The sequence below is a fragment of the Streptomyces sp. NRRL WC-3742 genome, assembly GCF_000720635.1.
Classification (GTDB): Bacteria; Actinomycetota; Actinomycetes; order Streptomycetales; family Streptomycetaceae; genus Kitasatospora.
Map to the genome: position 1 here is coordinate 46,341 of NZ_JOCF01000006.1, position 20,762 is coordinate 67,102.

21 protein-coding genes are annotated in these 20,762 nt (G+C 73.0%); 11 read left to right on the forward strand and 10 right to left on the reverse strand.

Going from position 1 to position 20,762, the window contains the following annotated elements; all coding sequences use genetic code 11:
- Positions 1 to 7 precede the first annotated feature (7 nt).
- Positions 8 to 1,561 (forward strand): multicopper oxidase family protein, encoded by a 1,554-nt coding sequence (locus IH61_RS0105605; RefSeq protein WP_078910863.1) that lies wholly within the window; start codon positions 8 to 10, stop codon positions 1,559 to 1,561.
- 111 nt (positions 1,562 to 1,672) lie between these two features.
- Here IH61_RS0105605 and IH61_RS0105610 read toward each other — a convergent pair whose 3' ends face one another.
- Positions 1,673 to 2,338 carry a hypothetical protein gene (locus IH61_RS0105610; protein ID WP_051836341.1) on the reverse strand — a complete coding sequence of 222 codons (666 nt, stop codon included), beginning with the start codon at positions 2,336 to 2,338 and terminating at the stop codon, positions 1,673 to 1,675.
- 153 nt (positions 2,339 to 2,491) lie between these two features.
- Here IH61_RS0105610 and IH61_RS42560 point away from each other — a divergent pair, with 153 nt between their 5' ends.
- Positions 2,492 to 3,118, forward strand: coding sequence for a TetR/AcrR family transcriptional regulator (locus IH61_RS42560; protein ID WP_031065818.1), 627 nt, complete (start codon positions 2,492 to 2,494; stop codon positions 3,116 to 3,118).
- Positions 3,119 to 3,182: 64 nt separating this feature from the next.
- Here IH61_RS42560 and IH61_RS0105620 read toward each other — a convergent pair whose 3' ends face one another.
- Positions 3,183 to 4,091 carry a GlxA family transcriptional regulator gene (locus IH61_RS0105620; RefSeq protein WP_051836369.1) on the reverse strand — a complete coding sequence of 303 codons (909 nt, stop codon included), beginning with the start codon at positions 4,089 to 4,091 and terminating at the stop codon, positions 3,183 to 3,185.
- A gap of 150 nt (positions 4,092 to 4,241) precedes the next feature.
- Here IH61_RS0105620 and IH61_RS0105625 point away from each other — a divergent pair, with 150 nt between their 5' ends.
- The 3 genes from IH61_RS0105625 to IH61_RS0105635 all read left to right on the forward strand — a co-directional run bounded on the left by IH61_RS0105625 (position 4,242) and on the right by IH61_RS0105635 (position 5,959).
- A complete protein-coding gene (locus IH61_RS0105625; protein ID WP_031065822.1) occupies positions 4,242 to 4,835 on the forward strand; it encodes an MBL fold metallo-hydrolase in 594 nt (197 codons plus the stop codon).
- Positions 4,836 to 4,956: 121 nt separating this feature from the next.
- On the forward strand, positions 4,957 to 5,484 hold the full coding sequence (locus tag IH61_RS0105630) for a GNAT family N-acetyltransferase (RefSeq protein WP_031065825.1): 528 nt from the start codon (positions 4,957 to 4,959) through the stop codon (positions 5,482 to 5,484).
- Between the two features lie 217 nt (positions 5,485 to 5,701).
- Positions 5,702 to 5,959, forward strand: a complete 258-nt coding sequence (locus tag IH61_RS0105635; protein WP_031065826.1) for a peptidoglycan-binding domain-containing protein — start codon at positions 5,702 to 5,704, stop codon at positions 5,957 to 5,959.
- 61 nt (positions 5,960 to 6,020) lie between these two features.
- Here IH61_RS0105635 and IH61_RS0105640 read toward each other — a convergent pair whose 3' ends face one another.
- A complete protein-coding gene (locus IH61_RS0105640; protein ID WP_051836344.1) occupies positions 6,021 to 6,836 on the reverse strand; it encodes an SDR family NAD(P)-dependent oxidoreductase in 816 nt (271 codons plus the stop codon).
- A 26-nt stretch (positions 6,837 to 6,862) separates the two neighbouring features.
- Positions 6,863 to 8,293: an alpha/beta fold hydrolase gene (locus tag IH61_RS0105645; protein ID WP_051836346.1), complete on the reverse strand. Its 1,431-nt coding sequence runs from the start codon at positions 8,291 to 8,293 to the stop codon at positions 6,863 to 6,865.
- A gap of 214 nt (positions 8,294 to 8,507) precedes the next feature.
- Between IH61_RS0105645 and IH61_RS0105650 the strand changes: the two genes are divergently transcribed.
- The gene (locus tag IH61_RS0105650; RefSeq protein WP_063763138.1) at positions 8,508 to 9,980 is read left to right on the forward strand and encodes an MFS transporter; all 1,473 of its coding nucleotides are present in this window, start codon (positions 8,508 to 8,510) and stop codon (positions 9,978 to 9,980) included.
- 59 nt (positions 9,981 to 10,039) lie between these two features.
- Here the strand turns inward: IH61_RS0105650 and IH61_RS0105655 are convergent, their stop codons facing one another.
- Positions 10,040 to 11,569, reverse strand: a complete 1,530-nt coding sequence (locus tag IH61_RS0105655; RefSeq protein WP_063763139.1) for an alpha/beta fold hydrolase — start codon at positions 11,567 to 11,569, stop codon at positions 10,040 to 10,042.
- 268 nt (positions 11,570 to 11,837) lie between these two features.
- On the opposite strand from IH61_RS0105655, the gene IH61_RS0105660 reads away from it, so the two are divergent.
- Both IH61_RS0105660 and IH61_RS0105665 read left to right on the forward strand, forming a co-directional pair.
- Positions 11,838 to 12,704 (forward strand): LLM class flavin-dependent oxidoreductase, encoded by an 867-nt coding sequence (locus IH61_RS0105660; protein ID WP_031065839.1) that lies wholly within the window; start codon positions 11,838 to 11,840, stop codon positions 12,702 to 12,704.
- 12 nt (positions 12,705 to 12,716) lie between these two features.
- The gene (locus tag IH61_RS0105665) at positions 12,717 to 13,988 is read left to right on the forward strand and encodes an NAD(P)/FAD-dependent oxidoreductase (RefSeq protein WP_199823273.1); all 1,272 of its coding nucleotides are present in this window, start codon (positions 12,717 to 12,719) and stop codon (positions 13,986 to 13,988) included.
- 93 nt (positions 13,989 to 14,081) lie between these two features.
- On the opposite strand, the gene IH61_RS0105670 is transcribed toward IH61_RS0105665, so the two are convergent.
- Entirely contained in the window at positions 14,082 to 14,291 is a 210-nt protein-coding gene (locus IH61_RS0105670) for an acyl-CoA carboxylase subunit epsilon (protein WP_031065843.1), read from the reverse strand.
- 28 nt (positions 14,292 to 14,319) lie between these two features.
- Positions 14,320 to 15,888, reverse strand: a complete 1,569-nt coding sequence (locus IH61_RS0105675) for an acyl-CoA carboxylase subunit beta (RefSeq protein WP_031065845.1) — start codon at positions 15,886 to 15,888, stop codon at positions 14,320 to 14,322.
- A gap of 199 nt (positions 15,889 to 16,087) precedes the next feature.
- Between IH61_RS0105675 and IH61_RS0105680 the strand changes: the two genes are divergently transcribed.
- Positions 16,088 to 16,540, forward strand: coding sequence for a nuclear transport factor 2 family protein (locus tag IH61_RS0105680; protein ID WP_031065847.1), 453 nt, complete (start codon positions 16,088 to 16,090; stop codon positions 16,538 to 16,540).
- A gap of 100 nt (positions 16,541 to 16,640) precedes the next feature.
- Here the strand turns inward: IH61_RS0105680 and IH61_RS0105685 are convergent, their stop codons facing one another.
- The 3 genes from IH61_RS0105685 to IH61_RS0105695 are packed head-to-tail and all read right to left on the reverse strand — an operon-like array spanning position 16,641 to position 18,919.
- Positions 16,641 to 17,573: an MBL fold metallo-hydrolase gene (locus IH61_RS0105685; RefSeq protein WP_031065849.1), complete on the reverse strand. Its 933-nt coding sequence runs from the start codon at positions 17,571 to 17,573 to the stop codon at positions 16,641 to 16,643.
- Positions 17,570 to 18,103 (reverse strand): flavin reductase family protein, encoded by a 534-nt coding sequence (locus tag IH61_RS0105690; protein ID WP_031065852.1) that lies wholly within the window; start codon positions 18,101 to 18,103, stop codon positions 17,570 to 17,572. The genes IH61_RS0105685 and IH61_RS0105690 overlap by 4 nt, the downstream gene beginning before the upstream one ends.
- Before the next feature lie 30 nt (positions 18,104 to 18,133).
- Positions 18,134 to 18,919 (reverse strand): SDR family NAD(P)-dependent oxidoreductase, encoded by a 786-nt coding sequence (locus IH61_RS0105695; RefSeq protein WP_031065854.1) that lies wholly within the window; start codon positions 18,917 to 18,919, stop codon positions 18,134 to 18,136.
- Between the two features lie 173 nt (positions 18,920 to 19,092).
- Between IH61_RS0105695 and IH61_RS0105700 the strand changes: the two genes are divergently transcribed.
- Together IH61_RS0105700 and IH61_RS0105705 are read left to right on the forward strand one after the other, a co-directional pair.
- The gene (locus IH61_RS0105700; protein ID WP_051836350.1) at positions 19,093 to 19,575 is read left to right on the forward strand and encodes an SRPBCC family protein; all 483 of its coding nucleotides are present in this window, start codon (positions 19,093 to 19,095) and stop codon (positions 19,573 to 19,575) included.
- 65 nt (positions 19,576 to 19,640) lie between these two features.
- The gene (locus IH61_RS0105705; RefSeq protein ID WP_031065860.1) at positions 19,641 to 20,759 is read left to right on the forward strand and encodes a hypothetical protein; all 1,119 of its coding nucleotides are present in this window, start codon (positions 19,641 to 19,643) and stop codon (positions 20,757 to 20,759) included.
- Positions 20,760 to 20,762 lie beyond the last annotated feature (3 nt).

Below are 20,762 nucleotides of genomic sequence, written 5' to 3' on the forward strand. Positions count from 1 at the left end.
CCCCGTTATGGGAGCATTCAGCAGCGGAATCAGCCGTCGCCAGATCCTCAAGGCGGCCGCCGGGCTCGCGGTCGTGCCGCCCCCGGGGCCCGGGGCGGGGCTCGGGACAGGGTCCGGGGCGGGGCTCGGGGCGGGGCCGAAGGTCGTGGAGCAGACGCTCGACGTCCGCTTCACGGAGGTCTCCGTCCCGGGCTACGGGCGGGTCACCACCCGTACGTACAACGGGACGATCCCCGGGCCGACCCTGCGCGTGCGGGCCGGGGACGTCCTGCGGCTGACCAGCGTCAACGGCCTGCCGCCCAACCCGCCCCACGCGCGCCATGGCGGAGAGCACCCGGCGCCCCACCACCCCAACAGCTTCAACCTGCACACCCACGGGATGCACGTCTCCCCGTCCGGGTACGCCGACAACGTCCTGCGCGAGTTCGCCCCGCGGTCGGTCGCCGGAGGCCCGGAGCCGAGGTACTCGTCCGTCATCCACGTCCCGGCCGGCCACCCGGCCGGGACGTACTGGTACCACCCGCACCTGCACGGGTCCACCGCCGAGCAGATCGTCGGAGGGATGGCCGGGGTGATCGTCGTCGAGGGCGACGTGGACGAGGTGCCGGAGATCGCGGCGGCCGCCGAGGTCGTCCTCTGCATCAACGAACTCAAGATCAAGGACGGCAGGATCCCCGCCTTCACCTCGGGCGGCTGGGTGAACGACATCCCGTCCACCTTCACCGTCAACGGCGCGGTCAACCCCACCGTCGCGCTGCGCCCCGGCGAGGTCCAGCGCTGGCGGCTCGTCGCGGCCACGGCCTTCACGGCCCTGCGGCTCCGGATCTGTGATCTGACGCTCCATCAGATCGCCTGCGACGGCGTCACGTTCAGTGCGCCGGTCGCCCGGGAGGCGGTGGACCTGGCCATGGGCAACCGCGCCGACGTCCTCGTCCGGGGCGGCGCGCCCGGCACGTACGAGCTGCGGGCGGAGGGCGTCCCCGATCCGCTGATGACGATCGAGGTGGCGGGAACACCCGTCGAACCGCCCATGCCCCTGCCGAGCTCACTGCCGCTCGGCAGGCCCTTCCTCGACGCTGCCGCCGTGACCGCGGAGCGAGAGGTCCTCTTCCACGTCGACCCCGGTGTCTTCCCCGGCCCGTTCCCCAACGCCTTCCGCGTCCTCGGCAGCCACCCCACCCCCGCCGCCGACCCGTCCGGCGACCTCCGCCGCGACCCCGCCTACGGCCTCTTCGACGCCCACTACACCAACCACACCCTGCGCCTGGGCACCGTCGAACGCTGGACCGTCCGGACGGACGAGACCCTCCCGGCGCACAACCACCCCTTCCACCTCCATACCAACCAGTTCCTGGTCACCCACCGCAACGGCACCCGGCTCGACCCGCCGGTCTGGCACGACACCGTCGGCCTGGCCGGCGGCCGGCCCGGGGAATCCGTGACCTTCCTGGTCCGGTACGAGGACTTCACGGGCCGCGCCCTCGCCCACTGCCACCAACTCCACCACGAGGACCTCGGGATGATGCAGTCCGTGGAGTACGTCGAGGGCGTCGGCGCCTGATCGGCCCTCGCCGAGGCAGAACGCCGAGATCCGGGGCCGCCGTCGCTGCGTAGCAGCTGGCGTCGACCCCGGTGACCCGGTCGTAGGCGTGCGCCGCCGTGGTGGCGCGGGTCAGGCCGCCTGAGTGGCTGCTCGGCGGCGCAGGCGGCGGACCAGCCAGACCGCGCCGGCGAGTGCGAACCCGTAGACCGAGACCAGGCCGTGGCCGTTCTCCTGGGCGATCCACATGGCCAGGCCGAGGGCCGGGACGCCGGCCGCCAGGGCGATCTCCTTGGGCAGGCGGGTGCGGGTGAGGAAGGCGAGGGCGAGGGTGGCGCCGAGGAAGTAGGTGGCGCCGGAGCTGCCGGCGAAGTTGCGGGGGTCGGTGCTGGGACCGTCGCCGAGGCCGAGCAGGTCGTCGATCCGGCCGGGCAGCACGATGCCGGCCAGGAAGAAGCCGAGGGTCAGCGGGCCGCCCCAGTACCAGGTGGCGAGCGCGGCGACGGCGGCGAGGGAGGCGAGGTTCCACAGGCCGCCGAAGAGGCCGCCGTTCTGCATGAACACCGAGGTGAACTCGCGCCACCAGCCGGACTTCGACGGGTCTCCGTCGAGCGCGTCCATGGCGCCGGACCAGACCTGCTGGAGCAGGACGCCGCCGACGGCGAGCGCGGTCAGGGCGATCGCCGCCCAGGGGAGTGGCCGCCCGCGCAGGGTGTCGCGACCGACCACGCTCAGTCCGCAGTTGACCATCATGACCATCAGTGCGGCCGTGGTCACGTTGAAGACGATTGCCCCCATGACTGGTCCTCCCCCTTGAGTGCGACGCGCTGTGCGGCGCGCTGTGCGTGACGCGTTGTGCGCGACGCGTTTCCAACGTCGTTCGAAAACCTGATGACGCAAAGCTAGCACAGTTTTCGAACGGTGTTGGAAAATGCGGGTACGGTGGACCGCATGAAGCTCACCAAGGACCGCATCGTCGACGCGGGCATGGCCGTCTTCGCCGAGGTCGGCTACCAGAACCTGTCCATGCGCCAGGTCGCCGAACGGCTGGACGCCCACGCGGGCAGCCTCTACTACCACGTGCGCGGCAAGGACGAACTGCTCGCCCTGATGGCCGACCGCGTCTGCCGCCGGGCCTACGACACCGGCACCGAAGCCCTGGCCGCGCTCCCGGCCGCCGCCACCTGGCAGGACCGCCTCGCCGCCCAGGCCACCGCCCTGCGCCTGAGCATCAAACAGCACCCCGGCGGCGCCCAACTCCTCGCCGAGAGCCCCGGGATGCTCAGCACCGGCGCCCTCTCCCTGATGGAACGCCTGCTGCGCACCCTCCTCGACGCCGGGCTTCCCGCCGAGCACTGCGGCATCGCCGCCGACACCCTGCTCAGCCACGTCACCGGCTTCGTCCTCCAGGAGCAGAACCAGCCGACCACCCGACCGGCCGTCACCGCCGAGCTCTACGCCGACCTGTGCGAGCGGTTCCCGCTGGTCATGGGCGACCTGATCCCGCGCATCGGCCAGGACGAGAAGTTCGCGCGGAGCCTCCATCTGCTCTGCGCCGCCTTCGCGTCGCTGTCGTAGGTCCGCCCTCGCTCCGACCGAAGCCCGGACCGTCTCGCTCGGGTTCCGTCCCGGGCGGCGACGCCTACGGCGTGCCGGCGAAGGCGCGGCGGTAGGAGCGGGGTGGGACCCCACGGCGCCGTACGAACTGTTCGCGCAGCACGGCGGCGCTTCCGTAGCCGACCTGGCGGGCGATCTCCTCGACCGGGAGGTTCGTGGTCTCCAGGAGTTCCTCGGCCCTGCTCAGTCGCAGGCTCCGCAGCCAGGCGTGCGGGGTGGTGCCGGTCGCGGCGGTGAAGCGTCGGGCGAACGAGCGCCTGCTCATCAGCGCCCGGCCGGCCAACTCCGCGACGGGCAGCGGCTCGTGGAGGTTCTCGCGGGCCCAGGCGAGGACCTCGGCGAGCCGCTCGTCCTCGCCGTCCTCGGGGACGGGCGCGGCGAGGTACTGGGCCTGCCCGCCGTCGCGGTGGGAGGGCAGCACCATGTCCCGGGCCACGGCGTTGGCCAGGGCGGCGCCGTGCTCCCGCCGCAGCAGGTGCAGGCACACGTCGAATCCCGCGGCGGCGCCCGCGCCCGTGACGATGCTCCCCTCGTCGATGTAGAGCGCGTCGGGCTCCACGGAGACCTCCGGGTGGCGGTCGGCGAGCAGCTCGGCGAACCGCCAGTGGGTGGTGGCCCGCCGGCCGTCGAGCAGCCCGGCGGCGGCGAGCGCGAACGCGCCCACGCAGTGGGCCGCGACCACCGCACCGCGCCCGTGCGCGGCCCGCAGCGCGTCGAGCACGTCCGGGCCGGGCGGCGTGCGGAATCCGGCCCCGGGCAGGGCGATGACCAGATCGGCGCCGGCGAGCCGCTCCAGCCCGTGCCCGATGGAGACCGGCACACCGCAGTCCGTGGGCACCGGCCCGGCCCGGTCGGCGCACAGGGCGAGGTCGAAACCGGGCACCGCCGCCCCGTGCGGACCGAACACCTCGGTGACGATGCCGACGGCGAGCATGCCCACACCGGGAGGGACGTACGCGGCGACGGTCTGGAAAGGCGGCACCGGCGAAGTGTGGCACACGGCCGGCACCGCTGGCAGGAATCCTGCGATCAGCGGCAACTGTGCCACTCGTCCGACGCCGTCACGTCCGGAAGCATTGAGGCCATGAACGACGCACCGCTCGGCCGCAGCGCCGCCTACCACGTCCTGACCACCGGCTACGTCGGCTCCACCGGCCCCGGGGTCGCCGCCACCGTCTCCTACATCGCCGACGCGGGACGGCACGTCATCTTCGACCCGGGCATGGTGGCGAGCCGCGACGACATCCTCGCCCCGCTCGCCGCACTCGGCCTCGGCCCCGCCGACATCACCGACGTGGTCCTCAGCCACCACCACCCCGACAACACCATGAACGTCGGCCTCTTCCCCCAGGCCCGGGTGCACGACCACAAGGTGGAGTACCTCGGCGACCGGTGGACCAACCGCGACGCGGAAGGCTACGAACTCACCCCCTCCCTGCGCCTGATCCGCACCCCGGGCCACAGCCCCGAGGACATCACGCTCCTGGCAGGCACCGACACGGGCGTGGTGGCCTTCGCCGGCGACCTGTGGTGGCACGCCGACGGCCCCGCCGACGACCCGGTAGCCCCGGACCGCGAGACCCTGCGCACCTCCCGCCAACGCGTACTGGCCGCAGCCGACCTGATCGTCCCCGGCCACGGCAGCCCCTTCGAGCCCGACGACACCACCCCGCTCTAGATGCCCCGTCCCGTCCGGCTCGCGAGCGCAGGTGACGTGCGTGGGTGGGGTGGAACCATCGTGGGGGTGGGGGAGTTGGGGGGTGGTCGATGGTTGGCACGGGCTGTTGGAGGGTTGTCGCGTGGGTGTTGAGCTGCGGTATTACGGCGAGTTGGCTGGGCAGGTGCGGGAGGACCTGTTGGAGGTGTACGCGGATGTGCGGGGGCCGCTGCTGCATCTGGCGAACTACAGCGTGGAGGCGTTCGGGGAGCGGCTTGACCGGAGTGCGGGGGAGTCCGGGTTCGGGCTGGTGCTCGGGTACGAGGGTGGGGTGGTGGTCGGGTATGCGTGTGGGAACCGGGTGGGGGCCGGGGATCGGTACTGGGGGCGGATGGCGGAGCCGCTGCCCGAGGGGTTCACGGATGAGCCGGTGTTGGCGTTGCGGGAGATCGGGGTGCGGAGCGGGTGGCGGGGGACGGGGGTGGCGCGGCGGATCCATGATCGGCTGTTGGCCGGACGGGAGGAGGGCAGGGTCCTGCTGATGGTGAACCCGCTGGCCGGCGACGGCAAGGTGCAGGCTGTGTACGAAGGTTGGGGGTATCGGGCGGTCAACGGTCAGGCGGCTACGGCGGAGTCGCCCCGGCTGGTGGTCATGATGCGGGAGTGCTGAGCGGGGTGGATATGATCACCGCTCTCTGACTGCACGATCATGTGATGAGGTTTCCATGCGGAACGCCCGTATTCTTCGGCGCGGCGCGACGGTTCTGGCCGGGGCTGCCGTTCTTCTGGGGCTCGGGGTGCCGAGTGCGCAGGCGGATCCGGGTAACCCCACCGTGGGTTACGGCTATCCGAACCCCAGTCTGCAGGTTCGCTGCGTTCAGTACTACGTGAACCAGCTGACGGGTCTGCACATCCTGGAGGACGGTCAGTTCGGCCCGCAGACCGAGTACGGGGTCAAGCGGATTCAGCAGCTGGCGAGCACCAAGTGGGCTGCCGCCCCGCTGGTGGTCGACGGGTACTTCGGGCCGGCGACGGGGCAGGCTGTGCTGGAGCGCATCAAGCGGAACCCCTGGCTGGTCGACAACTTCCAGAAGGCTTCCACCTGCGCCCACTTCGTGCCCTCGTACACGATCGTCCTGAACTGAACGCCGACGGCCGCCCGCTTCCCTTGGGGGGAGCGGGCGGCCGTCGCGGCAGGGGCAGGCGTCAGTTGGACCAGGCGGTGCCGTCGCTGTCGCCCTGGTAGGGGGACCACGGGCTGTCGGCGGCCGAGGTGAGGTCGGCCCCGCCGTCGATGACGATGATCTGGCCGGTGACCCAGGAGGCGTTGGGAGCGGCCAGGTGGGTGATCCACGGCGCGACGTCCTCGACCACGCCGGTGCGGCCCAGCGGGTTGGCGGCGGCGAAGCCCTTGAAGAGGCCGTCGATGATCTCGCCGCTGAGGCCGTTGGCCTCGTAGACCTCGGTGCGCACCGCCGAAGGGGCGACCGCGTTGACGCGGATGCCGTCGGAGGCGAGCTCCTTGGCCCAGGTGCGGGTGAGGCTGTGGGCACCGGCCTTCGACACCGCGTACATGGAGGCGTAGGGCTCGGGCTTGTGGCCGGCGACGCTGGAGACGAAGACGATGTTGCCCTTCGCGTTCTTGAGGAGCGGGAGCAGCTTGGCGGTCAGGCGCACCGGGCCGAGGACGTTGGTCTCGAGCATCTCGCGGGCGTAGGCGAGGTTCGGGTCCCAGGCGGGGGTCTGGCGGTAGATACCGGCGTTGTGGACGAGCACGTCGAGCTTGTCGCCGTACGGAGCAAGAGCGGAGGCGACCGCCTCGGTGCCCTCGTCCGTCGTGACGTCGGCGACGACGGGGACGATCGCCGGGTGTTCGGCGGCGGTCTCGGCGAGGCGGTCCTTGCGGCGGCCGGTGGCGATGACGGCCTTGGCGCCGAGCTTGGCGAACTCCAGAGCGGCGGCGCGGCCGATGCCGGTGCCGGCGCCGGTGACGACGACGATGCGGCCTTCGAATGCGGACATGTAAGTCACCTTTCTGATAAGGAAGTTCAGTCGGTGGGGACGTCGGGGCGGGGCGCGCCGGCGCAGGTGGTGCGGGTGGCGTGGGGCAGGTCGCCGGTGAGCAGGTAGCGGTTCACCAGGTCGTCGACGCAGCGGTAGCCGCGCTTGGCGTAGATGGCGTTGCTGCCGTCGTCGGGGATGGTGATCATGCGGTCGCCGAGCCGGCGGGCCATCGCGAGGCCGCCCGCGAGGGGGGTCTGCGGGTCGTTCTCGGTCTGGACGATGAGACCGGGGCGGTGGCCGCCGGAGCGGATCTGCGGCGGGGCCTCGGGCGGGTCGGAGCGGAAGGCGCAGGCCCAGGGCTGGGCGCGGGTGACGCCGAGGCCGTACGGGTAGTCGGCCTCGTAGCGGGCCATGTCCCGGCGGTAGACCTCGGGGTCGGTGGGCCAGGAGGTCTCGCAGGTGGTGGCCTCGAGGATGCCGGAGCGGAGAACAGGGGAAGCAGAAGGCGCGAGAGCGGGAGGGGCGGGGGTCAGCGCGTGGATGTAGTGGGCGAGGTCGGCCCACTTGGTGCGGTCGTTGGCCATCGCGCCGACGGTGGCGTCGAAGGCGGTCCGCGTCGTCCCGTGCGCCGGCGCGGAGGCCAGCGCCGAGGCGGTGTCCTCGACGGTGGCGAGCACCTCGTCCTGCGAACTGCCCAGCCCCAGGGCCCCGTTGCGGTCTCCGGCCCAGTCGGCCCAGGCGTCGACGTTCTCGCGGATCGCGACGGCCTGGGACATGAACTGCTGCCGCCACGTCCAGTCCGGGTGGCGCACCGAGTCGAGGACCATGCGGTCGAGGCGCTGCGGGTACAGCGTCTGGTAGACCGCGCCGAGGTAACTCCCGTACGCGTAGCCGATGTAGTTGAGCTTCCGCTCGCCGAGGGCGGCCCGGACCTGGTCGAGGTCGTGCGCGGCGGCGACGGTGCCGATGTACCGGCGCTGGTCGCCGCCCGCGCGTTCGCAGGCCAGCTCGCTCGCCTTGGCGTCGGCGAGGACGGCGGGGAAGGCGGAGTCGGCGGGGCGGGAGTCGAACGCGGCGGTGGGGGTGGTGCGTTCGCACTGGACGGGGGCGGAGGCGCCGTTGCCGCGCAGGTCCATGCCGATCAGGTCGTAGGTGCCGTGCAGCGGGGTGTCGGCGTAGTGCAGCGGTGCGGTGCGGCCCATGCCCTGGTTGCCGCCGGGGCCGCCGTCGACGGCGAGGAGGATGCCCCGGGAGTGGCCGGTCGCCTTGAGGCGGCTGAGCGCGAGGTCGATCCGCTTGCCGCGGGGGTCGTTGTGGTCGAGCGGCACCGGGAGGGTGGCGCACTCCAGGCGGGCGTCGAAGTCGCAGGCGCTCCAGCGCAAACCGCGGGAGTCCGAGGCGGCGGCCGGGGTCTGGGCGAAGCCGGTGGCGAGGAGTCCGAGGGCGGCGGAGGCCGCGAGCAGCCGGAGCTTCATGAGGTGGATCTCGGGGTGGGCATGGCACTCCTGTTCGGGGTCCGGATGTGGTTCGGACGGTCCTCCGGCGCGGTCGCATACCACTGGAGGGCCCCTGGTCCGGACCGCGCTCGAGCGGCGCGCTAGCGGTATTCCGGCTTCAACCCGGAGCGTCCCGCCGCAACGGAGGCACGACCGAAGTGCGTGCCGGAGCCACGGATGAGGGTGGTTGACGATGAGTGTGCCCAACAGACGAGCTGTGCACCCCGGGGTGATCCTGGCCGTGTGCTGTCTCGGACAGTTCGTGTTCGTGCTGGACGTCGCCTCGGTGAACATCGCGGTACCGCAGATCGCCGAGGGCCTGCGCTTCGACCCCACCGGTCTGCACTGGCTGTTCAACGCCTACGCCATCGCGCTGTGCGGCCTGCTGCTGCTCGGCGGCCGGCTCGCCGACCTGTACGGGCAGCGGCGGGTGTTCCTCTCCGGCGCGGCCCTGATCACCGCGGCCGGTCTGGCCGGCGGCTTCGCCCAGTCGGCGAACGCGATGGTGGCGGCGCGCGGGCTCCAGGGGGTCGGTGCGGCGATCCTGGTGCCGGTGACGCTGACGGTGCTCGGCACCACCTTCAAGGACGGGCTGGCGCGGGCGAAGGCGTACGGCCTGTGGAGCGCGGTGGCCGGCGGCGGCGCGGCGACCGGTGTGCTGGTCGGCGGCATGATCACGCAGTGGATCTCCTGGCGCGGCACGCTGTTCGCGAGCGCGGTGCTCGGCCCGCTGCTGCTGGTACTGGCGTACCGGTACGTGCCGGAGCAGCGCAAGGAGGGCGCGGGCCGGCTGGACCTGCTCGGCGCGGCCACGCTGACCGTCGGCACGGCGGCGCTGGTGTACGGCATCAACGAGAGCGAGGCGTACGGCTGGGCGGGCACCCGGGTGGTCGTCGCGCTGGTCGCCGCAGTGCTGCTGCTGGCGCTGTTCCTGCTGGACCAGGCGAAGCTGGCGAGCCGCCCGCTGGTGCCGCTGGCCGTGTTCCGCAACCGGTCCGTCTCGGCTGCCAACCTGGTGGCGGTGCTGGCCTGGGGGGCGCTGGGCACGATGTTCTTCTTCATCTCGATGCTGTTCCAGGTCGTGCTGCAGTACACGCCACTGCAGACCGGCGCGGCCTACCTGCCGCTGGCGCTGGGCATCTTCGCCGCAGCGCGGGGCATCGCCGGGCCGGTCACCCGGCTGGGCGCCCGCCCGGTGATGATGGCGGGGCTGGTGTCGGGCGCGACCGGCATGCTCTGGCTGGCCCAGGCGGGGACCCACACCGGGTACTTCGCGGGGCTGTTCGGCCCGCTGCTGCTGATCGGCATCGGCGAGGGCCTGGTGCTGACGGCCTCGACGGGCGCGGCCACCGCCGGTCTGCCCGCCGAGCACGCCGGTCTGGGCTCCGGACTCCTCAACACCACGCGGCAGTTGGGCGGCGCACTGGGCCTGGTGGTGCTGGTCGCCATCGCCACGGCCCGGACCAAGGCCCAGGCGATGCACGGCGTGCAGTTCCCGGACGCGATGGTGGCGGGCTACAGCCTGGCCTTCCACGTCTGCGCCGGCTTCCTGCTGACGGCGGTCCTGGTCGCCTTCGCCGTCCCGGGCGTGCGCCGGGCGGCCCCGCGCCTGGTGTCGGAGGAGGTCGCGGTCGAGGAGGCCGTCGCCGCCTCGCAGCTGGTGTGATCTGACAACTGAAGGGCCCGCCACCGGAGTTCGGTGGCGGGCCCTCGGCTGTGCAGCCGCTACGACTCGTCGTCCGCCGGGATCGCCGGGCGGGGGGCGCCCGCACAGGTGGAGTCGGAGGCGGCGGGCAGGGCGCCGGTGAGGAGGTAGCGGGTGACCTTCTCGTCGACGCAGGTGTTTCCGCGCACCAGGTAGACGTCGCTGCTGCCGTCGTCGGCGACGGTGAGCAGCCGGTCCCCGAGGCGGCGGGCCATGGCCTGGCCGCCGGCGTACTGCAGGACCGGATTGCCCTCGGCGTGGACGACCAGGCCCTTGGGGTAGCCGGAGTTGCGGATGTACGGGGGCCGCTCGGAGGGGGTGAAGCTGCGGAAGGCGCAGACCCAGGGCTGGGCGCGCAGGGCGCCGAGGCCGTACGGGTACTTCACCCGGAACTCGCGGACGTCGGCGGCGTAGGAGGCCAGGTCGGTGGGCCAGTCGTTCTCGCAGGTCGCGGCCTCGACGGTGCCGGGGCGGGTGTCGCCCTGCGGGGAGGACCAGGGGGCGAGGACGGCGTTGGCCAGCCGGACGGTCTCGGGGTCCTGCGGGCGGTCGCGCAACGCGCCGACGAGGTCGCCGAGTTGGGCCCACTTGGTGCGGTCGGTGGCGAGCCGGCCGACGGCGTCGTCGAAGGCGGTGCGGTTGAGGTAGCCGACGGGCGCCGCATTGAGGGCCGTCACCACCTGCTCGACGGAGGCGAGCACGTCCTCGGAGGCGTCGCCGAGGGAGAAATGCCCGTCGCGATCGGCCGTCCAGGCCGCCCACCGGTCGACGTTGGCGCGCAGCGCGTACGCCTGGCTCTTGTACTGGCCGTGCCAGTCCACGTCGGGGTTGCGGGAGGAGTCCAGGACACTGCGGTCGAGGCGGTGGGGGAAGAGGGTGCCGTAGACGGCGGTGGTGTAGGTGGAGTCGCCGTACGCGAGGACGTTGAGCCTGCGCTCGCCGAGGGCGGCGCGGATCGCGTCCATGTCGCGGGCGACGGTGGCCGAGTTGACGGTGCGACGCAGCTCGCCGCCGGCCTGGGCGCACGCCTGGTCGGTGGCGCGGGCGTCGGCGTAGAGGCCGGGCAGGGACTCGTCGGTGGGGCGCGAATCGAAGGCGACGGTCGGCTTGGTCACCTTGCACAGCAGCGGGGAGGAGGCCCCGGTGCCGCGGGGGTCGAAGCCGACGAGGTCGTACGCGCCGTGCAGCGTGCTGCCGGCGAGGCGCTGCGGGGTGCGGCGGCCGAGACCGCCGTCGCCGCCGGGGCCGCCGTTGAAGGAGAGCAGCACGCCGCGCCGGTGCCCGCCGGCCGCCTTGAGGCGGCTGACGGCGATGCCGAGGTGGGGACCGCGCGGGTGCGCGTAGTCCAACGGCACCTGGACGGTGGTGCATTCGAGGGTGGGGTCGAAGTCGCAGGCCGCCCAGGTGAGGTGCTGACGGACCGTCAGATCCTCGCCGTCGGCCGCGGCGGCCAGGGGCGCGGGGGCCAGCGCGGCGGCGAGCACCCCGAGGACGCTCGCGCCGACCAGCAGGGCCTTCCGGGAACCGCGGGGGTGTCGCTTCACTGCCATCCGCCGTCTCCTGTCGATGAGTTGCTTGTGGTGGGGGAGGGACCGTGGGTCCCGGGCCCGCAGCTTGAGGCCGAGGGCTGAAGGGGCGGTCGAGGTCGGGTACAGCGCGCGTCGGCTGTCAACTCCCCTCCAGCGCCGCCCGACCCGCCCTCGGCCGGGTGTTCGCACACTGGGCCGGACGAGGACTGCCCACACCAGGCCCACACCAGGGCCCACGCCAGGCCCATGCCGGGCCCCGGGCCCACACACCCACCAGGGGAGAGAAGCGATGAGAACTGGGATCAGCCTGCCGATCGCCGCGCCCGACGCCGCGCTGGAGTGGGCGCGCCGGATCGAGGCGGGGCCCTTCGACACCGTCGCCGTCTTCGACCGGCTGGTGTACCCGTGCCCCGACCCGCTGATCACGCTCGCCGCCGTCGCCGGCGTCACCTCCCGGGTGACGCTGCGCAGCCAGGTGCTGCTGGGCGCCCTGCGCGACCCGGTGGTGCTGGCCAAGCAGGCCGCGACCCTGGACCTGCTCTCCGGCGGCCGCTTCGAGCTCGGCCTCGGCCTCGGCGACCGCGAGGACGACTACGCCGCCGTCGGCCTGAAGAAGACCCAGCGCGGCCGCCTGCTGGACGCCAACGTGGAGCGCCTGCTCCAGGTCTGGCCGGGCTCCGAGCAGGAGGGCGCCCTCGGCCCCGTCGCCCCGCCGACCGCCTCCGCCGGCGGCCCGAAGCTCCTGTTCGGCGGCTACAGCGACGCCGCCCTGCGCCGCGTCGCCCGCTGGGGCGGCGGCTACATCAGCAACATGGTGCCCGACGCCGAGGGCAGTATCTTCCGCAAGGTCGAGGCGGAGTGGGCGGCCGCCGGACGGACGGGCAGGCCGCAGCTGCTCGCCCAGGTCAACGTGGCGATCGGCTCCCCCGAGGTGGTCGAGGAGGCCCGCCGCCGCCTCACCGCCTACTACGCGTTCCTGGACTACCCGGGCTCGTACATCACCAGCCAGAAGATCAGCGACTGGATGGTCACCTCCGAGCAGCAGCTGCAGTACGTCCTGCACATGTGCCGCCAGAGCGGCGCGGACGAGCTGGTGTTCATGTGCTGGTCCCAGGACCTCGGCCAGGTCGACCGCATCGCGTCCCTCCTCGGCTGACGGGAGCCACCCATGACCACCATGACAACCATGACCACCAAGGGCGCCCCCTCCGTCGTCGTCATCGGCGCCGGGCAGGCCGGATCGGACACCGTCGCGGCGCTGCGCGAGAACGGGTTCACCGGCGCCATCACCCTGGTCGGCGAGGAGGACGTGCTGCCGTACCAGCGGCCGCCGCTGTCCAAGGGCTACCTCCTGGACGCCGGCGTGCGCGCCGACCTGACCCTGCGCTCCCGGGCCTACTACCGGGACCACGCCGTCGACCTCGTGCTCGGCGACCGCGCGGTCGAACTCGACCGCGAACTGCACGAGGTGCTCCTCGCGAGCGGCACCCGCCTGCCGTACACCCACCTCGTGCTCGCCACCGGCGCCCGCCCGCGCCACCTGCCGATCCCGGGCGCCGAGCTGGCCGGGGTGCTCACCCTGCGCCGCCTCGCGGACGCCGAGGCGGTGCTCGCCCGGCTGTCCGGCGTGCGGCACGTCACGCTGATCGGCGGCGGCTTCATCGGCCTCGAACTCGCCTCCACGGCAAGGGCGCTGGGCCTGGGCGCGACCGTCATCGAGGCCGGCCCGCGGCTGATGGCCGGGGCGGTCAGCCGCGAGATGAGCCACTACCTGGAGGAGGAGCACCGCTACCGGGGCGTGGACGTCCGCTGCGGGCGCGCCGTGAAGGCCCTCCACGGGGACGGTCGCGGGAACGTCGCCACCGTCGAGACCCAGGCCGGCGAACTGGCCCTGGCCGAACTCGTCGTCGTCGGCGTCGGCGTGCTGCCCAACACCGCGCTGGCCGCCGACGCGGGCCTCGCGGTCGGCGACGGCATCCTCGTCGACGAGCACCTGCGCACCAGCGACCCGGCCGTGTACGCCGTCGGTGACTGCGCCCGCTTCCCGAGCCCGCACGCGGGCCGGCCGCTGCGCCTGGTCTCCGTCCAGAACGCCACCGACCAGGCCCGCTGCGCCGCCGCCGCGATCTGCGGCGACGCCGAGCCGTACACGGCGCTGCCCTGGTTCTGGTCGGAGCAGTACGCGCTGCGCCTGCAGATCGCCGGGGTGACGGACGGGCACGACCGGGCGGTGGTGGTCGGCGACCCGTCGACGAGCCGGTTCTCGGTGTACTGCTTCCGAGCCGGCCGTCTGGTGGGCGTGGAGTCGGTCAACCGGCCCGCCGAGCACCTGCTGAGCCGCCGCCTCCTGAGCGGCGGGGCGCAGGGCCCGACGCCGCAGGAGGCGGCGGAGCCCGGCTTCGAGCTCAAGACCTTCCTGCGGGCGCGCCAGAACGCCTGAGCACCGCACGACTAGGGCCTGTCCGGCAAGATCCGCCGGACAGGCCCTAAGGGCCGGCCCCCGGGGGCCGGCCCTTTCCGCTGCGCCGGGACCTCACACGGCCGTCTGCCAGGCCGCCGAGGGCCCCACCGACCAGGCGCCCGCCTGGCCGAGCCGGGTGACCGTCCAGGCGGCCCGCGGGGCCTCGGCGGCGGGCGCGCCGCCGGCCCGCAGCCGGGCGGTCAACACGGCCGTCACGACGGCGAGTTCCTCGGTCGAGGGGCTGCCGTGCTCCACACGGAAGAGGGGCTGGTCGACGTTCATCGGAGGGTCCTCTCGCTGGAACGGAGACTCACTGGGGCTGGTTGCCGTGCTTGCGCCCGGGCAGGGAGGTGACCTTGCCGCGGAGCATGGCGAGGGCGTCGATCAGCCGGGCGCGGGTCTCGGCCGGGTCGATGACGTCGTCCACGAGGCCGCGTTCGGCGGCGTAGTAGGGGTGCATCAGCTCGTCCTTGTACTGCTTGACGAGCTGATCGCGGGTGCCCTCCGGGTCGTCGGAGGCGGCGATCTCGCGGCGGAAGACGACGTTGGCGGCGCCCTCGGCGCCCATCACGGCGATCTCGTTGGTCGGCCAGGCGTACGCCAGGTCGGTGCCGATGGAGCGCGAGTCCATGACGATGTAGGCGCCGCCGTACGCCTTGCGCAGGATCAGCGAGATGCGGGGCACGGTGGCGTTGCAGTAGGCGTAGAGCAGCTTGGCGCCGTGGCGGATGACCCCGCCGTGCTCCTGGTCGACGCCGGGCAGGAAGCCGGGGACGTCGATCAGGCTGACCAGCGGGATGTTGAAGGCGTCGCAGAACTGGACGAAGCGCGCGGCCTTCTCGGAGGCGTTGATGTCCAGCACGCCCGCCAGTACGGAGGGCTGGTTGGCGACGATGCCGACGACCTGGCCGCCGAGCCGGGCCAGCGCGCACAGCACGTTGCCCGCCCACTGCTCGTGCACCTCGAAGAAGTCCCCGTGGTCGGTGATCTCGCGCAGCACGGCCCGCATGTCGTAGGCGCGGGAGGGGTCGGCGGGGACGAGCCTGAGCAGCGCCTCGCAGCGCCGGTCGACCGGGTCGCCGACGGGCTCGGCGGGCGGCAGTTCGCGGTTGTTGGCGGGCAGCAGGGAGAGCAGGAAGCGGACGTCGAGCAGGCAGCTCTCCTCGTCGTCGTACGCCGCGTGGGCGACGCCGGAGCGCTCGGCGTGGACGTCGGCGCCGCCCAGGCCGTTCTGGGTGATGGCCTCGCCGGTGACGGCCTGCACCACGTCGGGGCCGGTGATGAACATCTGGGAGATGTCGCGGACCATGAAGACGAAGTCCGTCAGTGCGGGGGAGTAGGCGGCGCCACCCGCGCAGGGGCCGAGCATCACCGAGATCTGCGGGATCACCCCGGAGTTGCGTACGTTGCGCTGGAAGATGCCGCCGTAGCCGGCGAGCGCGGTGACGCCCTCCTGGATGCGGGCGCCGGCGCCGTCGCACAGGCCCACCAGCGGGGCGCCGGCGGAGGCGGCCAGGTCCATGATCTTCTGGATCTTCTGGGCGTGGGCCTCGCCCAGCGCGCCGCCGAAGATGCGGAAGTCGTGGGCGTAGACGAAGACCTGGCGCCCGTCGACCAGGCCCCAGCCGATGACCACGCCGTCGGTGTGCGGCTTCTTGGCCTCCAGGCCGAAACCGGTGGCCCGGTGGCGGCGCAGGCCCTCGATCTCGGTGAACGTGCCCGGGTCGAAGAGCAGGTCGATGCGCTCGCGGGCGGTCAGCTTGCCCTTGGCGTGCTGCGCGGCGGTGGCCTGCTCGCTCGGGCCGGCCAGCACCCGGGCCTTCAGCTCGGCCAGCTCGGCGGCGCGGTGTGCGGTGGTGGTCTCGTCCGTGGCGGTCATCCGCGTCCTCCCGGGGCGGTTCGTGGGGCGTTCGTGGGGCGGTTCGTGGTGCGGTCGGAGGTGGCGAGGATGCGAGCGGCCACTAGAGCGGGGCTCGATCCCAGGGCCCGACCCGTGCTCCAGCCGCCCTTCAGGGCCTCCCGGCAGGGTGGGGCGCAACCGCCCCGACCAGGGGCATCGCGACGCGAGGAGAGGCACTGTGTCTCAGCCGGTTCGGACGGCCCCGGTCCAGGTCAGCGGGGATCTCTACGCGGAGGTGCGCACCTTCTACGCCTGGCAGATGCGCCGGGTCGACAACCTCGACATCGACGGCTTCGCCGCCACCTTCACCGAGGACGGCGTCGTGGTGCACTCCAACGGCGCCAAGGCAGAGGGCCGGGAGCAGATGATCGAGGGCATGCGGCGCAGCCTGCCGCGCTACCGCGACATCGCCCCCCGGCACTGGTTCGAGCACCTGCTCATCGAGCCGGTGGAGGGCGGCGAGGAGGGCGAACTCAACGTCTCCTACTACACGTTGGTGGCTCTGACCGACCGCGCGGGCGGCATCACCTTCGAGCCGACCTTCACCGTGGAGGACGTGCTGGTGCGTCGGGACGGCCGGCTGCTCACCAAGTACCGGGAGATCCACCGCGACGCGCCGGCCGAGCAGTGAACCCGTAGAGGGACCAATACAACGGTGCGGCAGGGGAGTTCGAGTCTCCCCTGCCGCACCTTTCGCGTTGTCGAGCGTTGTCAAGCGCTGTGGCGCGTTGTCACGCGTGGCAGGCCGGCAATCCGCCGTGGAAGCGGACCATCTCGCCGAAGGCCGCCGCCACGTCGATCCGCGCGCCCGGCGCCAGCCCCCGCAGCTCGCCGTACGCGCGGTGCAGGTTGGCCACCAGCCGTTCGCCGTCCAGGAGTTCGGCGAACTCGCCGGGGTCGGCTGCCTCCGCCGTCTGGAACGGGGTGAGGCCGTCGCGCAGGCCGTCCTGGGCGAGGGCGCCCAGCCAGCGCAGGTACGCCTCGGTGGCGTCGATCAACTCCGGTCCGCCGACCGGGCCGTGGCCGGGCACCACGACCTGCGGGCCGAGCGCCCGCAGCCGGGCCAGGGCCCGCAGGGAGCCCTCGAGGGAGCCCATCAGCACGAACGGCGTCACGCCGGACCAGACCACGTCGCCGGTGAACAGCACCCGCCGCTGCGGCACCCAGGCGACCACGTCGTCGGCGGTGTGCGCGGGGCCGACCTGGAGCAGCTCCACCGTCAGGTCCCCGGCGCGCAGGGTGAGGGTGTCGCGGAACGTCAGGTCGGGCAGGGCGAGTTCGATGTGGCCCCACTCGACCTGCGGCCACAGGTGGCACAGGCCCAGGCCCGACTCGGCCATGTCGGAGCGGGTCTGCTCCCCGGCGACGACGGTGGCGCGCGGGGCGAAGTGGGAGTTGCCGAAGACGTGGTCGCCGTGGAAGTGGGTGTTGACCACGAAGTCCGGCCCGTCCGGGGCGATCCGCAGCACCTCCTCCCGCAGCCGCAGGGCGCGGGACTCGGTGGCGACGGTGTCGACCAGGACGGCCCGGCCGCCGGCGGTGATCAGCCCGGCGTTGTTCAGGCACCACCCGCCGGGCGGCTGCTCGAAGGCGTACACGCCCTCGGCGACGGCCCGCAGGGAGAGACCGGGAGGGGAGAGAACGGGCAGGGCAGGGGCGGTCATGCGGCCTCCCGGGCCTGGGGCAGCCGGGCGAAGCGGCCGCCGTGGAAGAGGAGCGGACGGGCCTCCGGCGGGCCCTGGTGGACGGCGGCGACCCGGCCGATCAGCAGCGCGTGGTCCCCCGCCTCGACGACGTTCTCGAGCCGGCAGGCGAAGGAGGCGGCGGCACCCGGAAGCAGGGCGTCGCCGGTGACGCCCTCGACGGCGCCCAGGCGCCGCACCGCGGCCTGGCCCACCGGCCGGTCGGGCCGGGCGAACTCGGAGGCCAGGTCCTGCTGTTCCTCGGTGAGGACGTTCACCGCGAAGCTGCCGGCCCGCTCGATCCAGGGCCGCATCCGCCCGTCGGCCTTGACGGAGACGAGCAGCAGCAGGGGCTCCAGCGAGACGGAGGTCAGGCTGTTGAGGGTCATCACGATGGTGTCCGACCCGAAGCCCTGGGTCAGCAGGGTGACTCCGGTGGGGAAGGTGCCCATCGCCGTGCGGAAGGCGGTCGCGTCGGGTGCGGTCAGGAGGGCGTTGCCCGTGGGTGCCATGGTGACGGCTCCTTCTCTGTGGGGGAGGGGTTAGTAATTGCCCAGCCCGCCGCAGACGTTGAGCGCCTGGGCGGTGATCGAGGCGGCGGTGTCCGTCACCAGGTAGCCGACGAGGCCGGCGACCTCCTCGGGGGTGGAGTAGCGGCCGAGCGGGATCTTGGCGTTGAACTTCTCCTGGATCTCCTGCTCGGTGACGCCGTAGTGCCCGGCGTAGCCCTGGCGGACCTTGACGGCCATCGGCGTCTCCACGTAGCCGGGGCAGACGGCGTTGACGGTGACCCCGGTCTTGGCGAGCTCGATGCCCACGGCCTTGGTGAAGCCGACCACGCCGTGCTTGGAGGCCGAGTACGGGGCGGCCAGCGCCACGCCCTGCTTGCCGCCGGTGGAGGCGATGCTGATGACCCGGCCCCAGCCGCGCTCGACCATGCCGCCGGTGGCCAGCACCTCCTTGGTGACCCGGAAGACGCTGTTGAGGTTGGTGTCGATGACGTCCAGCCAGAGGGACTCCTCCAGCTTGGCCGTCTCCCCGCCGCCGCCCCGGCCAGCGTTGTTGACCAGGATGTCGATGCGGCCGTACTCGGCCACGGCCGCGGCGACGGCCGCCCTGACCTCCTCGGTGGAGGAGACGTCGGCGGCGGCGCCGCTCGCCTCCAGGCCCTCCTCGCGCAGCCGCTTCACCAGGGTGGCGACGTTCTCGGCGCTGCGCGCCACCCCGAAGACCGCGACGCCCTGGCGGGCGAGCAGTTCCGTCACGGCCAGGCCGATCCCGCTGGTCGCCCCGGTGACGAAGGCGACCTTCCGTCCGGTGTCCGTCATCTCCGCACTCCCCTTCTCGGTGGAAATCCACGGCGACGGTGGCCGCGTCGCCTTGCGGGGGCCTCGACTGCCGCTGGACCGACGGGAGTTGAGGCGCGCCCCAGCCCTGGTCGAGAGGCACGCGCGAGGGTGGCGCCGTCCAGAGACCGTAGGCAGGAGAGAGGGTCGGGCCCATGACGGAGACGTCGCTTCCGGACGTGCGTAAGACGGTGACGGTGGCCGCGAGTGTCGAGCAGTGCTTCGCGGTGTTCACCGGGCACCCGCAGGACTGGTGGCCGCCGAGCCACGTGCTGGTCAAGAAGGAGCGCGCGGGCCTGGCCTTCGAGCCGGGCGTCGGCGGGCGCTACTACGAGTGGGACGTCGAGGGCACCGAGATCGCCTGGGGCACCGTGCTGGTCTGGGAGCCGCCGCACCGCCTGGCGATGACCTGGCGGATCGACCCCAACTGGCAGTCGATCACCGACGACGAGCGCGCCAGCGAGATCGAGGTCGAGTTCACGGCGGTCGACGAGCACACCACCCTCGTCGAGCTGGCCCACGTGAAGCTGCACAAGCACGGCGAGGGCGCCGAGCGGATCTTCCGCGCGCTGGACGGGCCGAGCCCGGGCGAGACGCTGGCGCTGTTCGCCAAGGCCATCGAGAAGCACGTCGGCTGACGATCAGTCAGGAACGGAAGGCCGAAGAAGGACCGAAGAAGGACCGAAGAAGGGGGACCACCGAGATGTCCATCGCCACACCGCCGGCCCAGCTGTCCGCCGAGGCCGTCGAGAAGCTGCGCCTGCTCGCCGCCGAGCACGCCGCCGAGGCCGACCGCACCCGGGTGCTCGCGCCCGAGGTCGCCGACGCGATCCGCGCGGCCGGCTTCGCCCGGCACTTCGTCTCCGCCCGCTTCGGCGGCGCCGAGGGCACCTTCGGCGAGCTGACGCAGGCCGTGCTGAGCGTCGCCGAGGGCTGCCCGGCCACGGCCTGGTGCGCCTCGCTCAGCGCCTACTCCGCCCGCTTCGCCTCCCACCTGCCGCAGGAGGGCCACCACGCACTGTGGGGCGCCGGGGCGGACACCGTCATCGCGACGGCGCTGATCCCCTCCGGCAAGGCCGAGCGGGTCGGCGACGGCTGGCGCGTGGACGGCCTCTGGCAGTACGTGAGCGGCATCGACTTCGCCGACTGGGTGCTGGTCTGCGCCGTCGTCGCGGGCGAGGTCCAGGGCCCGCCGCAGATGCGGTTCTTCGCCGTGCCGGCCGGCCGCTACACCGTGCGCCCCACCTGGGACAGCATCGGCATGCGCGCCACCTCCAGCCACACCATCGCTCTGGAGGGCGTGCTCGTGCCCGAGCACCTGTCCTTCGACCGCACCGACATCATGACCGGCCGCAACGTGAACTCCGACCTGTCCGCCCACAACGTGCCCTTCCAGGGTGTGGGCAGTCTGACGTTCATCGCGCCCGTGGTCGGCGCGGCCGCCGGCGCCCTGAACGCCGCCGCCGCCACGCTCACCGGCCGCAAGCGCAACCCGGGCGGCGAGCTGGCCGTGGTCCGCGCCTCCGGCCGGATCGACGCCGCGAAGCTGCTCGTCGCCCAGAACGCCGAGGTCCTCGACGGGCGGCTGTTCGACCAGGCGCACCTGGCCCGTAACGAGCGCAACGCCACCTACTGCGCCGAGGTCGTGCCCGAGGCCGTGGGCCTGCTGGTGCGCGCCGCCGGGACCAGCGGCCTGGGCGAGGGCCACCCGCTCCAGCGCTTCTGGCGGGACGTCACCTCCGCGGCCAGCCACGTCGCCCTGCAGTACGACACCGCGGCCCGCAAGAACTACGCGGCGGTCCTGCTCGGCCCGGAGTCCTGAGCG

Excerpts from the sequence above, each read along its gene's own strand:
- IH61_RS0105605 (WP_078910863.1), top strand. The coding sequence starts at position 8 with ATGGGAGCATTCAGCAGCGGAATCAGCCGTCGCCAGATCCTCAAGGCG.
- IH61_RS0105610 (WP_051836341.1), bottom strand. The coding sequence starts at position 2,338 with ATGGGGGCAATCGTCTTCAACGTGACCACGGCCGCACTGATGGTCATG.
- IH61_RS42560 (WP_031065818.1), top strand. The coding sequence starts at position 2,492 with ATGAAGCTCACCAAGGACCGCATCGTCGACGCGGGCATGGCCGTCTTC.
- IH61_RS0105620 (WP_051836369.1), bottom strand. The coding sequence starts at position 4,091 with ATGCTCGCCGTCGGCATCGTCACCGAGGTGTTCGGTCCGCACGGGGCG.
- IH61_RS0105625 (WP_031065822.1), top strand. The coding sequence starts at position 4,242 with ATGAACGACGCACCGCTCGGCCGCAGCGCCGCCTACCACGTCCTGACC.
- IH61_RS0105640 (WP_051836344.1), bottom strand. The coding sequence starts at position 6,836 with ATGTCCGCATTCGAAGGCCGCATCGTCGTCGTCACCGGCGCCGGCACC.
- IH61_RS0105645 (WP_051836346.1), bottom strand. The coding sequence starts at position 8,293 with ATGAAGCTCCGGCTGCTCGCGGCCTCCGCCGCCCTCGGACTCCTCGCC.
- IH61_RS0105650 (WP_063763138.1), top strand. The coding sequence starts at position 8,508 with ATGAGTGTGCCCAACAGACGAGCTGTGCACCCCGGGGTGATCCTGGCC.
- IH61_RS0105655 (WP_063763139.1), bottom strand. The coding sequence starts at position 11,569 with ATGGCAGTGAAGCGACACCCCCGCGGTTCCCGGAAGGCCCTGCTGGTC.
- IH61_RS0105660 (WP_031065839.1), top strand. The coding sequence starts at position 11,838 with ATGAGAACTGGGATCAGCCTGCCGATCGCCGCGCCCGACGCCGCGCTG.
- IH61_RS0105665 (WP_199823273.1), top strand. The coding sequence starts at position 12,717 with ATGACCACCATGACAACCATGACCACCAAGGGCGCCCCCTCCGTCGTC.
- IH61_RS0105670 (WP_031065843.1), bottom strand. The coding sequence starts at position 14,291 with ATGAACGTCGACCAGCCCCTCTTCCGTGTGGAGCACGGCAGCCCCTCG.
- IH61_RS0105675 (WP_031065845.1), bottom strand. The coding sequence starts at position 15,888 with ATGACCGCCACGGACGAGACCACCACCGCACACCGCGCCGCCGAGCTG.
- IH61_RS0105685 (WP_031065849.1), bottom strand. The coding sequence starts at position 17,573 with ATGACCGCCCCTGCCCTGCCCGTTCTCTCCCCTCCCGGTCTCTCCCTG.
- IH61_RS0105690 (WP_031065852.1), bottom strand. The coding sequence starts at position 18,103 with ATGGCACCCACGGGCAACGCCCTCCTGACCGCACCCGACGCGACCGCC.
- IH61_RS0105695 (WP_031065854.1), bottom strand. The coding sequence starts at position 18,919 with ATGACGGACACCGGACGGAAGGTCGCCTTCGTCACCGGGGCGACCAGC.
- IH61_RS0105700 (WP_051836350.1), top strand. The coding sequence starts at position 19,093 with ATGACGGAGACGTCGCTTCCGGACGTGCGTAAGACGGTGACGGTGGCC.
- IH61_RS0105705 (WP_031065860.1), top strand. The coding sequence starts at position 19,641 with ATGTCCATCGCCACACCGCCGGCCCAGCTGTCCGCCGAGGCCGTCGAG.